This is a genomic window from Aphanothece hegewaldii CCALA 016 (assembly GCF_003007785.1).
Taxonomy (GTDB): domain Bacteria; phylum Cyanobacteriota; class Cyanobacteriia; order Cyanobacteriales; family Microcystaceae; genus Chroococcus; species Chroococcus hegewaldii.
This window is the reverse complement of record NZ_PXOH01000008.1, coordinates 129293-142742: the sequence shown is the minus strand read 5'-3', so window position 1 is coordinate 142742 and position 13450 is coordinate 129293. Positions and strand designations below refer to the sequence as shown.

Here is a 13450-nt window from a genome sequence, read left to right as displayed (position 1 = left end):
TATCAATGTCACTTCATCAAGCTTTTGAGCAAACCATTCAAATTAATGCGAGCGCGACAGCCGTAGAAAAGTGTATCACCGATTTAGAATTAATGCACCGTTGGTTAAATCCAGTCCTTAAATGTGAACCGATTGGCGAATGGACAACAAATATCGGCGGGCGTAGTCGCTTTTTGATCGCAATTCCCGTCATTAATCCTACTTTAAAAAGTGTGGTAATTGAACGAGAACCTGGTTTAATTGTTTGGCAATTTGACGGATTTTTTAAAGGTTGCGATCGCTGGGAATGTAAGCCGAATTCTGAGGGTACACAGTTATACAATCGCTTTGAATTTAGTATCCCTAATCCCCTTATTAATTGGGGTTTTAATACTTTTGCAGCTAATTTCACTAAAAATGATATGAAAGCCCAACTAAAACGACTAAAGCGTGTTGCAGAAGCCGTTTATTTAATTGAGCAAGGTTAGCTTAAAAGTGAACTAAATGTATCTGGTTAATTGCACCCGATAACGTTGCTTTTTCGTCACTTCTACTTCACCAATTTCTAATCTTCCTTTTCCTCGCATTGAAATCAGATCACCTGATTGTATATTATGACTCGGCTGACTGATTTCTTTCCAATTCACCCGAATATCTCCTGCGGTGATGGCTTCCGACATCTTACTACGCGACATCCCAAAACCCGCCGAAGCGATCGCATCGAGTCTTAAAGACGCTTCTGTTGTGGTTAATTCCTTTTTCTGGGGCGGGCGTACTCTTAATTCGCTTAATTCTATGGGTTGAACTTTAACGGGAACTGAACGAACTTGAGTTAAAGATAAAGTGAAAAAATCGACTAATTCTGGCACTACAATAATTTGTGCGCCGCGTTCCCCTAAAACAATAATATCTCCGACTTTTTCTCTAACGATTCCTGTTCCTAAAATTGCCCCCAAAAAATCTCGATGGGTTGCGGGATCAAAGAGAAAATTACCTGCAACATCTAAAGCCGTGACTTGAACAAGTTCGGGATCAAGCGGGAGATCAGCACGAGCAATTCCTAATCTTTGGCGTTCGGCTTGCGGATATCCTCCCCAAGAAACGACTTGAACTTCAGTGAGACGGCTAAAAATTCTTTGCACTTCAGCGAGTACAGGAGGTGAAAAAAAGTCAGTTAAAACAATATCCCATGTTTTAATTGCTTGATCCGCTTGATCGATGATCCGCGCTAGATCATCTTTATTTTCAACTCCTTTTAATAGTTCTTCTCTGGGTAACATCTTTTCAGTAATCAGTAATCAGTAATCAGTAGGCTTTGAATAGCGTAAAAATAATATTTATTCAAAAACATAGCCTTGTATGCTTTCGGGATTAAATTGACGTAGAATTTCGGTAGCTTGTTTTTTTAGGGCATCACCACCCTCGACAATTACTAGATATTTTCCTTCATTGAGACGGTTACGATAGGGCAAAGCATCCCCACTACCATAGGCAAACCCAACACCTCCACCGACAAAAATACTACCCATTGAAGCGGCGATCGCTCCAGCTATTCCCCCTAGAATATGATTTCCAGGTTCCCCCGCCCAGTCAAATGTATCTAACTGAGTAATTGAGTTAAATAGATATCCAGCAGCAAAACCAAAAGGAATTAACCAATAAGCCATCTGAATCGCTTGTTTTTTCGCTTGTTTGTTGGGATCGATAAAGCCAAATTCATCGGCAGTTTTATAACCTTTTCCCAAAATGGTTAAATTTTTAAGCGGTATTCCAGCTTTTTCGAGTGCGGTGTAAGCGGCTTCGGCCGATATGCGATCGTTTACAATAGCAATTAAGTAACTCATATTTTCAACTCAAATTTACCTATCAAAAGACTAACTCAAATTGCACCTCTATCAGCGCGTTAACTTTTTTTAGGCTAATATTAATTCTTTTCGAGATTCTTCAACTGGTGCGGTTAAAGCTTCTTCTAAGTCGGCTAACCCTAATTTTTCTTCAAGGATTTTCATGACTTCTCGTCCAAAATCATTCGGGTTTTGTCGCCATGCTTGTAAACAAATTTCCCCAAAGAATGAGCCTAAAGGTTCAGGATTCCATAATAATTTTTTGGCATTCCAAGGCATTAAACTCATGGGATCATATCCAGGTTTAAGAATATCCTTTTTAAAAGCATATTCTTCTAAATGTGTATGAGGCTGTAATCCTATAAAAAAGATAGCGGGTTCGACTTTATCGACACCAAAGATCTTTTCTAGTTCTCGATGATAGGCGACGGTTTGTCGAATGGTATCAAAGGTTTCATCAATTACATTAAAAGAATAATTAACTGAAACTAAATCATTAAATCCAGCAGCTTTTAAATCTCGACAGTTTTGTAATACTGTTCTGAGATTGTAGCCCATTCTCATTTTACGGACTAAGGCTTGTGATCCGCTTGTGATACCTATTTCAAAGTAATTCATTCCTGTTTTGACCATCAGATCGCACAGTTGCGGAGTTAAATTATCAGCCCGAATATAAGCCGCCCAGTGAATATCTGTCATTCCTGAATCCAGAATTTTTTGTAACAATTCAATGGCATCATTAATAAATCGTCTTGCTGGAATAAACTGAGCATCGGTAAACCAAAAATTCCGAATACCGCGATCGTAAAGTTGTCTCATTTCTTTAACAACTTCGTCTGCTGGATTAATCCTAACTTGTTTTCCTTCTACAACAGTATAAACACAATAACAACAATTATGAGGACAACCGCGTTTAGTTTGTACTCCGATATAAAAGTCACTATCTTGTAAGTAATAATCTAAATCTGGCCAAATGCTTTGAATATAATCGTAGTTACAAGCACTTTTTTCTAACGGCGTTGGTTCTTCATGAATTAAACGTTTACGAGGATTAGTTTCACCCACAATGTAACAACGTTCATCTTGAAAATCATCCCCTCTAAGATATTTTTCTAGTAGGGTTTCTCCTTCTCCTACCGAAACAATTGTACCTTGGGGTAGTTGGCTTTTTAATTGCTCATAAAAAACACTTACCGCACCACCACCAACAATACACCGCGCATCTGGATTATATTTTCTGGCTCGATTTAATCCTTGTTTAATTAATCCTTGATTACGCCAAAGTTCTCCATAATAAGCGGTAGTAACTTTTAAGCCGCCTAATGCACCTCTTAGCTTAGTAAAAGGATTTTTAGCATAATAAAATTCAAAAGCATTTTGTAAAGGATTACCCCCTCTACCTCCAACTGGTGCATAAATCTGAATATCTCGCCAAGAAAATACTAAAAGAGTCGGCTGAAATTCATCAATACATTGATTTAAAGCTTTACTAAAGTCTAGGGGGGGAATTGTTCCTAAATCAAATATTTTTTGTTCAATGTCTGGAAAAAGTTTATGCACATGATCTGATAAATAAACCACTCCAATCGGAAAGATCGGGTTACAAGGAAGGCGAACATACAATATTTTTTGATTCATTTTTAGATTCTTTATTCAACTTAAGGCTTTTTTATTAATGAAATTGGTTGACTTGAATCAAGTTTGTTGGACTTGCCTCAAGAAAAAAATGTAAATTTTTCTTAAAATAAAACTTTTTTATGTTATGTATTCACTTCCTGTAATAATCTGTTTACCCTCCAAGACCAGTTTGTGAGCATATATTTAATATAACTTAACTTTAAGGCAAATGCCTCGGCTCTCGTAAAGTGAATCAGACTTGACATTATCACCATATCGGATTATGCTTTTGCCTAAATTGCATTTGCGACTTGACATAATGAAAAAATAAGCTAACCAAAATTAAAAATCTTAGTTCTGTTGACTTAACTATTAATCTTTAGTAAATAGCTTATTATCTAAAGTATTTGTCAGATTATCGTTTAAGATAAGACGATAATAAATTTTTAGCGAGTTGCCAGCAAACTTTTAGGGGATTGTAATAATCATTACAGCCAATGGGGATCACACAGTGTTAGGGTAAAAAGGTAAAGACAAATTCTATATAAGATTTTTTTAAATCCTATGGCTCAGATTCTCGATCCACTGCCAAATGATCAAAAGAAGAGTATTCTTTGCTGCTATGTAAATGCTACCAGTCACATTCAAGTCGTGCGTATTAGTAATATGGCTAACTGGTATTTTGAAAGAGTTGTGTTTCCAGGACAACGATTAGTATTTGAAGCTTTACCAGAATCTTTGTTAGAAATTCATACAGGCATGATGTGTAGTGCTATTCTATCAGATACAATTCCTTGCGAACGTCTTTCTATTGATGATGATGATGATGATGAATTAAGGGTTGAACCGATCGCAAAAAGTGAACAATCTAAAACTCATAATGGCAAATCAGATTCAAATAAGAGTGAACAAACTGCCGGAAGTACCATCAATCATCATTTTAAGGCGGTTTTGGCTTCTGCTACTTAACATTAAAGATTTTAAAGTTCATCGGGTTGTCTATCTTGACATCCCGATCCTCATTGGTTCAATTTAATCATCACCGGAATTGCCAGCATGAAATAGATTCAACTTGATGGCTGTGACACTTCGGACAAAACACCCCCTCAACTGAATCTACCCATTCATAATTACAATTTCTACAATGGCAAAAGATATTATTCTGATTAATTCTTTTGATTTCGGTTCGCCAAATCCCTAATTCATCCGATGTAAGATGTTTTGTATCATCAGGCATTACTAGATACCACAACAGGTTTTAAAGGAAAGTTTAAGGATTCTCTTTGTACTGCATATAAACTCGCTACTTCTCGCGCTAGATTTCTGATTCTGCCAATATAACGAGTTCTTTGGGCTACAGCAATAACGCCTCGTGCATCTAATAAATTAAAAGTATGAGAACATTTGAGAACATAGTCTAAACTAGGAACGACTAAACCTCTTTCGATCAGTTGTTTTGCTTCTTGTTCATACAGACTAAATAAGTTTAATAATAGATCTGGGCTAGAGGCTTCAAAATTATAAGTACACTGTTCTATTTCATTTTGCAAGAAAATTTCACCATAATTTACCCGTTCATTCCATTGAATTTGTGTGATTGAATCCACATTTTGTAAATACATGGCTAAACGTTCTAACCCATAGGTGATTTCAATCGAAACGGGGCGACAATCTATTCCTCCACACTGTTGAAAGTAAGTAAACTGGGTAATTTCCATCCCATCTAACCAGACTTCCCAACCGACACCCCAAGCGCCTAAAGTGGGCGATTCCCAGTTATCTTCAACGAAGCGGATATCATGATCTTCGGGATTAATGCCCAAAGTTCTTAGGGAATCTAAATAAATTTCTTGAATGTTGTTCGGCGAGGGTTTAATTAATACTTGATATTGAAAATAATGTTGAAAACGATTGGGATTTTCTCCATAACGCCCATCAGTCGGACGACGACAGGGTTCTACATACGCCACAGACCAAGGTTCAGGACCGATCGCACGTAAAAAAGTATGAGGGGACATGGTTCCAGCCCCTTTTTCAGTATCATAGGGTTGCGCGATTAAACACCCTTGTTGTGACCAAAATTCGTTTAGTTTGGCAATAATTGTCTGAAATGGAATTGTCACCTTAATCCTCTTTGAACCTAAATTTTCCTCATCTATTATCCGTCATTGCAGGAAACGAAAAATTAAAAGGATGCGATCGAATATGATCACACCCCTAAATTCAAGTTGGACGGTATTTGATAGATAGATGGAATCAACTAAAAAACAATTACATTAAGCCGAGTTGGGCAAGAATACCTTTACCAGTAACTAACTCGGTAGCAACGCCAATCACGAAACCTAGCATAGCTAAACGTCCGTTCCAGTTTTCAGCGAATGCGGTAAAGCCAAATTTTTCTTTTTCCATGATCGTAACTCCGTGTAAGTAAGATAGCAGTAAAGTCAAGTTCTTGTTATTAAATGTAACGTAATTTTTCTTTGATTGCAATATTTCTTTACTTTTCCTTGCTTAATTAATATATAAGTTATTATTATATAAAAATTGTTACAAAAAATACAGACAAGATAAACGTGCTTATAGTGAGCGTCGAAACGTCTTTATCAAGGGTTTGGAGACCAAACCCCTACACTTGATCTGTCTGTTATTTAATAGAGAGAGGGTTTTTTAAGGGTGGCTGGCGTATTTTCAAAACCTAAGAGCGAAATAAACCTTTTAATTTCCCAACAATAGAACGATTCTCAGCCAGAAAAACATTAGCACAATTGCGTCCGGGCATTCCTGAAATAGATCCACCGGGGTGAGTTCCCGCACCTGTAAGATATAAACCTTTGATCGGTGTTTTGTAGTTAGCAATTTCGGGTAAAGGGCGCAAGAAAATCATTTGATCAAGCGTCATATCCAAATGATAATAATTTCCTTTGTATGAGCCAAGCCGTTCTCCCAATTCGGCAGGACTTTCAACGCGACGGGCGATAATAGATTGTTTTAGGTTTGGTGCGTAGTCAGCTAACTTATCTATTACGCGATCGGCTACTTTATTTTTAAGTTCATCTGTCCAACCCGTACCATTTAACCCCGTACCTTGAGCATCAGCAATTTGATAGGGGGCGAAAAACTCGATCCAAAGCGTATGTTTTCCCTCTGGTGCCATCGTCGGATCGAGCATCGTCGGAACATCTATATAAATAGATGGATCTTGATCGGGAATTTCTCCCATAATTGTTAAAGCGTGTGCTTTTTCCACCTGTCGCACGCTATCAGCAATGAGAATTGTACCGATTAAATGCTCATCTTTGTGACCCCAAGCTTCAAAACGGGGAGCTTCCGAGAGCGCACAATCAATTTTAAGAATTGTTTCGTTATTATTCACCAATCTTCGCTCAATACGATCGCGTAATTCTGGATCAGCTTGGTTAATAGCCGCTGGTTCAACCAATTGTAAAAATAGCCGTCGCGCATCAATATTAGAAATCACTCCTTTAGTAGCCCGATATTCTATGCCATTTTCGACCCGAACACCGATCGCACGACCATCATCAATTAAAACATCTTTAACCCTTTGTTCTGTAAGAATCACACCTCCTAAAGACTGAACCAACTTCACCAACACCTGAGTTAACGCACCCGTTCCCCCTTTTGGTCGTGCCATACCTGGATTATGACGCATCGCCATCATCATCATGCCTGATGTAATGCCTTTTTGGGAGGGTGGTGCGCCAATTTCGGCAGCAAGACGCGCTAAAGGAGCTTTCACAATTTCAGTATCAAACCATTCATTTAAAATATCTTCGGGAGAACTGATCATCGTGCGAATAAAGTCAAGAGCTTTTTTCTTTGATCCAGCCATTTTCCAGACCGTTTTAAGCGTTTCTAGGTCATAACTTTTGATAATTTCAAAAATTGCTTGTGGTGGAACATTAAACATCGGTGCGACTGAACGCATTAACTGATCCCAATATTGAATAAATTCGGCGTATTTTTCTGCATCACGTTGACTGTAGCGAGCAATTTCAGCACAAGTTTTAGAAAGCGATCGATGTGCTAAAAAATATTTTCCGTCGGGATGGGGACAAAAGACCGTTGGATCACAAAAAAGATATTCTAAACCGTACTCTTGTAAGTTCAGTTCTTCAATAATCGGACCCAAAAAAATAAACTCATGATCGATCGCACAAAGGTTAAACTTAAAGCCTGGGGCTTCAGTGGGCATTGCTTCTTCTGTCGTTGCTGCACCCCCTGGTACGGGTCGTTTTTCCAGTAATAATACCTTGTAACCCGCTTTAAGAAGATAGGCCGCGCAGACTAATCCATTGTGACCCGCCCCAATTATAATGACATCTTTTGCTTGCATAGGTTGAACCTGATCTATATCACTATTACCATCAAAGCAAATTTGAGAATGTTCAGACTAGGTATAATCTAGAAATCAGGTAAGATACCTAAATATTAGATTAAATATTTTCAGCAATTAGGATTGTTCAATTATGACTTCTAGCGTCAAAGTCGTTCAACCATCAGGTATTTTAGATAGCACGCAAGCCAGTAAGTTTCGTCAAGAGATTAATGAATTAGTTCAAGCACAAACCGAAGTAATTATTATTGATTTCAAAGATGTAACCTTTATGGACAGTTCGGGACTAGGTGCATTAGTTTTATCCTTAAAAGCGGTGCGCTCGGCGGGGGCTAAAATGTTTATTTGTTCCATTAATGAACAGATTAAAATGTTATTTGAATTAACGAGTATGGATCGAGTTTTTGAAGTTTTTGCGAGTCTTGAAGAATTAGAAAAGAATAAATTATGAAAAGATTTACCTAATCAAAATTAATTTGCATAATCGAAAGATCATCATCTAAATGACTAACTTGATGTAAATTATGTACCTTTTGCATTAATTCTTCTAAATTATTGGGTGATTTTTGATAATAAGTTTTCAGGAGACTAATAAAATTTTCTAAACCAAAAATCTTGCCATTAGTCTGCTCAATTTCGTAAATCCCATCACTAAAAATATAAAGACTTGAATCAGGATTAATTGAACAAGTGTGATCAACATACTCGGCTTCTTCAAACATACCAATCGGAAAACCCGTCGTTTTTAGCCTTTTTTCCGTAATTTCTCCGCTTTGATTCGATAATAAAACAGCAGGAGGATGACCAGCACTAGAATAGGTTAATTGAGCATTTTTACGACAATACACCCCATACCAGATCGTAAAGTATTTGTCATTGCGAGGCGTAATTTGAAAAGTTCTATTGAGACCCCCTAAAACTTCACTGGGACAAGAATAATTTACCTGATTTAAACCTTGACTACGCAACAAATTAATCACAGAAAGAGAAGGTAAAGCCGAACGTAAACCATGTCCCGAAACATCTAATAAATAGATCGCCAAATGATCTTGATCTAACCAATAATAATCAAAACCATCACCACCGAGTTGTCGAGACGGAAAAAAACGAAAATCAATTTTTAAAGTCGATTCTTGGACAGGAGCCGGTAAAATTGAACGAACATAGTCAGCAGCTTCCGCTAATTCTGCTTCTAGTAATTGTTTTTGCTGTTGTAAATCATAACTCAATTGATGTAACCTTAAACCAGCACGGACTCTAGCTTGTAACTCATTAATCTCGATCGGTTTACATAAAAAATCATCCGCCCCCGCATCAAGTCCCTTAACTCGATCGTCTACTGATCCCAGAGAAGTCACCAAAATCAAAAAAGTTGTTGAAAGTTCAGAACGAGATTTAATGTGTCGACAAACTTCTAATCCATTCATTTTCGGCATTAACCAATCACAAATGATCAAATCTGGACAAAGCTGAATCGCCATTTTGAGTCCTTCTGCTCCGTCACTTGCTAAACTTACATTATGACCACTATAGGTTAAAGCGCGTTTGAGCAATAATTGAATCGATGAATCATCATCTATAACAAGTATTTGAGCCATAGCTTATTAGTCTATCGGATCAGTGTTTAAAATTAAACCTTTCTAGAAAATCAGATTTAATTTGAACAAAGATTAATAACAAGATAAAATTATTTTTGATAGTCATGAGTAAAATGACTTCTCTTTTAAAAATTGTTTTCTCAATTTCTTTAAAAGAACCTGAGTCGGGGTGGGGGGTCATTTAATCATTACAACCTTATAGCAAAGACTTAATGGATAGCAAAGAGGCGATCGCACAGTTGAAAGTTTTCTTTAAGCTAGAAAGCGACCTAAAAGCATTAGACCAAGTTTTGGGCTATTTTGACCAACTCAACCAACCTTGGATACCTAGAAAAGATTGGTTACAGTGTCAACTCGCCTTAGCAGAGGGGTTTACTAATGCTGTGCGCCATGCTCATAAAAATCTTCCGCGAGAGGTTCCGATCGAAATCGAGATTACCCTAGAACACGATGGACTAGAAATTCGCATTTGGGATTATGGTTCTCCTTTTGATCTTAATGCTTTCTTGGCTAATCAACACAAGAACCTAGATCATTTTGCTGGTCATGGACAAGGATTACCGATTTTACAAAAAATTGCCACTCATTTAAGTTATCTTCGTACTGAAGACAATCGCAACTGTTTATTAATTATCAAACCTTTTTCCGATCTGAACTCTTCTCAATTAACCGATGAATGATTTTTCGCCTATTGTTTCTTCTCAATGGTTGGCTCAACAACTTGACAACCCATCTGTAATTATTATTGACTGTCGTTTTCAATTAGCTGATCCTAATTGGGGCTATCAACAATATTTAACAAATCATATTCAAGGGGCTTATTTTTTAGACTTAAATCGGGATTTATCGGCTCCAGTGGCTAAACATGGCGGTAGACATCCCTTACCAAATCCTGAACAATTAGCAGCCAAATTAGGCTCAATCGGCATTAAATCGGGTGAAACTTGGGTGATTGCTTACGATGAAAATCGTTCTTGTTTTGCGGCTCGTCTTTGGTGGTTATTACGATATTTAGGACATGAACGTGTCTCCATACTTGATGGCGGTTTTCTAGGCTGGATAACCGCAGGAAACCCCATCAGCAACGATTTACCGACTCCGATACCGACTCAGTTTATTCCTCAGATTCAGTCAGATTGGATTGTCGATTATGATACTGTTAAAGCTTTAAAAGATAAACCATCAGCTATTTTAGTCGATTCGAGAGAAGGCGATCGCTATTCGGGAATACGAGAACCCATCGATCCCATTGCCGGACATATTCAAGGGGCAGTTAATTCGCCTTGGAATCAAGTTATCGATGAATCGGGTTATTTTCATCCTATAGAAGATCAACAGCGTTTGTGGGACAATTATCAAACGACAGAGGAAATGATTATTTATTGTGGCTCTGGAGTAACAGCCTGTGTCAATATCTTCTCTTTAACCCTCACCAGACGGCAGAATATCAAACTGTATCCAGGTGGTTGGAGTGATTGGTGTTCTTATTTGCTCGCGTCTAGCTAAAAATAAGAAACGACTTGACAGAATTGTTATCTTTAGGGATAAATTTAATCAAGACTAAATTTGGAAAATTTTTCTGAGTTTATCTATCTTGTATCTTATTAAATCCAATAAATTAGCTCTTATCTCGTCCGACTTCCTAATATAATTAAGTCTTTTACTTTTTGGGTAAAAGCTATATTATCCATTATCTAATATTCTTATTTGGTCAAATGATTCTGTCTTTTCTTGAGAGAGAATCTTTGTCCTTAATTCAGATTATTTATATATATTAAATTCAATTTGTGTGTTTTATGACAAATTCTCATAATTGTACTTGTTTTTATCCAAGAAATAGATTATCAATTTTTGTTGATGGAAATAATATGTTTTATGCTCAACAGAAAAATGGCTGGTTTTTTGATCCTAAACGAGTTTTAGAATATTTTACTAATGATCCTTATGTGTCTTTAATCAATGCGTTTTGGTACACAGGTTTAAAAGATTCTCAGGATCAAAGAGGTTTTAGAGATGCCTTAATTAGCCTAGGTTACACCGTTAGAACAAAAATACTTAAAGAATATTATGACGATAGTTCAGGACGTTATTCTCAAAAAGCCAACTTAGATATAGAAATCGTCGTCGATATGTTTAATACCGTTGAACAATATGATCGCGTAATTCTGTTTAGCGGAGATGGAGACTTTGAAAGAGCGATCGAATTATTAAGATCAAAAAATACTCATATTACTGTAGTTTCAACAGAAGGAATGATCGCAAGAGAATTGAGAAATGTAACCGATCGCTACATCGATTTAAACGATATTCGCGGCACAATTGAAAAAGTTGATGGATAATCTTTGAGAAAAAAAAATGTATTGTATAATTTTAAATAGACTTAAATCACAAAACTCCCAATCAATTTAAGTGAAGAGTAGATCAAGCTATGAATCAGAAACCTGAAAAAATTATCATCTTTGACACCACCTTACGAGATGGGGAACAGTCCCCAGGCGCAACCTTAAATGTAGATGAAAAATTAGCGATCGCTCGTTCACTGGCACGACTGGGAGTAGATGTCATTGAAGCGGGTTTCCCCTATGCAAGTTCTGGGGATTTTATCGCTGTACAAAAAATTGCCGAGGCGATAGGTAGCGAAACAGGGCCGACTATTTGCGGTTTAGCTAGAGCAACACGTCAAGATATTACTAAAGCAGCAGAAGCCCTAAAACCAGCCGCTAAATCCAGAATACATACATTTTTGGCGACTTCCGATATTCATTTAGAATACAAACTCAAAAAAACGCGACAAGATATTCTAAGCATCGTTCCCGACATGGTAGCCTACGCTAAAACTTTTGTCGATGATGTGGAATTTTCCCCCGAAGACGCAGGAAGAAGCGATCCAGAATTTCTTTATCAAGTATTAGAAAGAGCGATCGCATCCGGAGCAACCACCGTTAATATACCCGATACCGTCGGTTACACAACCCCAGCAGAATTCGGCGCACTCATTCGAGGTATTAAAGAAAACGTCCCTAATATCGATCAAGCGATCATTTCAGTACATGGACATAATGATCTAGGTTTAGCTGTAGCCAATTTCCTCGAAGCTGTGAAAAATGGAGCAAGACAGTTAGAATGTACCATTAATGGCATCGGTGAACGGGCGGGAAATGCAGCACTAGAAGAACTGGTGATGGCACTTCATGTTAGACGTTCCTACTTTAACCCATTTCTTGGCCGACCTGCTGAATCAACCGAACCGTTGACCGGAATTAACACCAAAGAGATTTATAAAACCTCTCGTTTAGTGTCTAATCTCACTGGAATGATGGTACAACCAAATAAAGCGATCGTCGGTGTTAACGCTTTTGCCCATCAGTCGGGAATACATCAAGATGGCGTACTTAAGCATAAACTAACATACGAGATCATGGACGCTGAATCTATTGGTTTGACCAATAATCAAATTGTCTTGGGTAAACTCTCCGGACGCAACGCCTTTCAGTCTCGGTTAAAAGAATTAGGTTTTGATTTAAATGAAACCGACCTCAATAAAGCCTTTGTGCGCTTTAAAGATGTCGCAGACAAGAAAAAAGAAATCACCGACTGGGACTTAGAAGCGATCGTTAATGACGAAATTCAAAACGCGCCCGAAGTCTTTCGCCTAGAATTAGTACAGGTGTCCTGTGGTGATCATTCTCGTCCGACAGCCACAGTAACCGTCAGAAATGCAGAAGGCGAAGAATTAATCGATGCAGCCATTGGAACTGGACCCGTCGATGCAGTATATAAAGCAATTAACCGCGTTGTCAATATTCCTAACCAGTTAATTGAATTTTCCGTAAAATCGGTCACAGGTGGCATAGATGCGATGGGAGAAGTTACCATCCGTATCAAGCACGAAAACCGCATTTACTCAGGTCACGCGGCAAATACCGATATTATCGTAGCATCTGCGAAAGCTTATCTAATTGCCCTAAACCGTCTGTATGCCGTTCTTCAACAAGAGCAACAAGTCGTAAAAGCCTAGATTAGATAGATGTAGAGGCGTGAAATCGGCGTTTCTACAT

Annotated in this window: 14 protein-coding genes; 7 read left to right on the top strand and 7 right to left on the bottom strand. The window is 37.8% G+C overall.

Annotation, left to right across the window (positions count from 1 at the left end):
- Positions 1-5 precede the first annotated feature (5 nt).
- The gene (locus C7H19_RS10255; RefSeq protein ID WP_106456780.1) at positions 6-467 is read left to right on the top strand and encodes an SRPBCC family protein; all 462 of its coding nucleotides are present in this window, start codon (positions 6-8) and stop codon (positions 465-467) included.
- A 12-nt stretch (positions 468-479) separates the two neighbouring features.
- Here C7H19_RS10255 and C7H19_RS10250 read toward each other — a convergent pair whose 3' ends face one another.
- The 3 genes from C7H19_RS10250 to C7H19_RS10240 form a co-directional block, all read right to left on the bottom strand.
- The gene (locus C7H19_RS10250) at positions 480-1259 is read right to left on the bottom strand and encodes a photosystem II electron transport protein, Sll1252 family (RefSeq protein WP_106456779.1); all 780 of its coding nucleotides are present in this window, start codon (positions 1257-1259) and stop codon (positions 480-482) included.
- 57 nt (positions 1260-1316) lie between these two features.
- Positions 1317-1823: a hypothetical protein gene (locus C7H19_RS10245; RefSeq protein ID WP_106456778.1), complete on the bottom strand. Its 507-nt coding sequence runs from the start codon at positions 1821-1823 to the stop codon at positions 1317-1319.
- 69 nt (positions 1824-1892) lie between these two features.
- Entirely contained in the window at positions 1893-3461 is a 1569-nt protein-coding gene (locus tag C7H19_RS10240; RefSeq protein WP_106456777.1) for a photosystem II high light acclimation radical SAM protein, read from the bottom strand.
- Between the two features lie 543 nt (positions 3462-4004).
- Between C7H19_RS10240 and C7H19_RS10235 the strand changes: the two genes are divergently transcribed.
- Positions 4005-4409, top strand: coding sequence for a DUF1830 domain-containing protein (locus tag C7H19_RS10235; RefSeq protein ID WP_106456776.1), 405 nt, complete (start codon positions 4005-4007; stop codon positions 4407-4409).
- 260 nt (positions 4410-4669) lie between these two features.
- On the opposite strand, the gene glyQ is transcribed toward C7H19_RS10235, so the two are convergent.
- From glyQ to crtO, 3 genes are all read right to left on the bottom strand, one after another.
- Positions 4670-5563 (bottom strand): glycine--tRNA ligase subunit alpha, encoded by an 894-nt coding sequence (gene glyQ, locus C7H19_RS10225; RefSeq protein WP_106456774.1) that lies wholly within the window; start codon positions 5561-5563, stop codon positions 4670-4672.
- 148 nt (positions 5564-5711) lie between these two features.
- Entirely contained in the window at positions 5712-5849 is a 138-nt protein-coding gene (locus C7H19_RS10220) for a high light inducible protein (RefSeq protein WP_181280575.1), read from the bottom strand.
- 286 nt (positions 5850-6135) lie between these two features.
- A complete protein-coding gene (gene crtO / locus C7H19_RS10215) occupies positions 6136-7794 on the bottom strand; it encodes a beta-carotene ketolase CrtO (RefSeq protein WP_106456773.1) in 1659 nt (552 codons plus the stop codon).
- A gap of 133 nt (positions 7795-7927) precedes the next feature.
- Here crtO and C7H19_RS10210 point away from each other — a divergent pair, with 133 nt between their 5' ends.
- Entirely contained in the window at positions 7928-8245 is a 318-nt protein-coding gene (locus tag C7H19_RS10210) for an STAS domain-containing protein (RefSeq protein ID WP_106456772.1), read from the top strand.
- A gap of 10 nt (positions 8246-8255) precedes the next feature.
- Here C7H19_RS10210 and C7H19_RS10205 read toward each other — a convergent pair whose 3' ends face one another.
- Positions 8256-9392, bottom strand: a complete 1137-nt coding sequence (locus C7H19_RS10205; protein ID WP_106456771.1) for a PP2C family protein-serine/threonine phosphatase — start codon at positions 9390-9392, stop codon at positions 8256-8258.
- A gap of 239 nt (positions 9393-9631) precedes the next feature.
- Between C7H19_RS10205 and C7H19_RS10200 the strand changes: the two genes are divergently transcribed.
- The 4 genes from C7H19_RS10200 (at position 9632) to C7H19_RS10185 (ending at position 13410) form a co-directional block, all read left to right on the top strand.
- Positions 9632-10072 (top strand): ATP-binding protein, encoded by a 441-nt coding sequence (locus C7H19_RS10200; protein WP_181280574.1) that lies wholly within the window; start codon positions 9632-9634, stop codon positions 10070-10072.
- Positions 10065-10898, top strand: a complete 834-nt coding sequence (locus tag C7H19_RS10195; protein ID WP_106456769.1) for a sulfurtransferase — start codon at positions 10065-10067, stop codon at positions 10896-10898. Before C7H19_RS10200 ends, C7H19_RS10195 begins: the two co-directional genes overlap by 8 nt.
- A 290-nt stretch (positions 10899-11188) precedes the next feature.
- Entirely contained in the window at positions 11189-11731 is a 543-nt protein-coding gene (locus C7H19_RS10190; RefSeq protein WP_106456768.1) for a LabA-like NYN domain-containing protein, read from the top strand.
- An 89-nt stretch (positions 11732-11820) separates the two neighbouring features.
- The gene (locus C7H19_RS10185) at positions 11821-13410 is read left to right on the top strand and encodes a 2-isopropylmalate synthase (protein ID WP_106456767.1); all 1590 of its coding nucleotides are present in this window, start codon (positions 11821-11823) and stop codon (positions 13408-13410) included.
- Positions 13411-13450 lie beyond the last annotated feature (40 nt).

Coding starts and splice junctions, on each gene's coding strand:
- C7H19_RS10255 (WP_106456780.1), top strand. CDS start 6: ATGTCACTTCATCAAGCTTTTGAGCAAACCATTCAAATTAATGCGAGC.
- C7H19_RS10250 (WP_106456779.1), bottom strand. CDS start 1,259: ATGTTACCCAGAGAAGAACTATTAAAAGGAGTTGAAAATAAAGATGAT.
- C7H19_RS10245 (WP_106456778.1), bottom strand. CDS start 1,823: ATGAGTTACTTAATTGCTATTGTAAACGATCGCATATCGGCCGAAGCC.
- C7H19_RS10240 (WP_106456777.1), bottom strand. CDS start 3,461: ATGAATCAAAAAATATTGTATGTTCGCCTTCCTTGTAACCCGATCTTT.
- C7H19_RS10235 (WP_106456776.1), top strand. CDS start 4,005: ATGGCTCAGATTCTCGATCCACTGCCAAATGATCAAAAGAAGAGTATT.
- C7H19_RS10220 (WP_181280575.1), bottom strand. CDS start 5,849: ATGGAAAAAGAAAAATTTGGCTTTACCGCATTCGCTGAAAACTGGAAC.
- crtO (WP_106456773.1), bottom strand. CDS start 7,794: ATGCAAGCAAAAGATGTCATTATAATTGGGGCGGGTCACAATGGATTA.
- C7H19_RS10210 (WP_106456772.1), top strand. CDS start 7,928: ATGACTTCTAGCGTCAAAGTCGTTCAACCATCAGGTATTTTAGATAGC.
- C7H19_RS10205 (WP_106456771.1), bottom strand. CDS start 9,392: ATGGCTCAAATACTTGTTATAGATGATGATTCATCGATTCAATTATTG.
- C7H19_RS10195 (WP_106456769.1), top strand. CDS start 10,065: ATGAATGATTTTTCGCCTATTGTTTCTTCTCAATGGTTGGCTCAACAA.
- C7H19_RS10190 (WP_106456768.1), top strand. CDS start 11,189: ATGACAAATTCTCATAATTGTACTTGTTTTTATCCAAGAAATAGATTA.
- C7H19_RS10185 (WP_106456767.1), top strand. CDS start 11,821: ATGAATCAGAAACCTGAAAAAATTATCATCTTTGACACCACCTTACGA.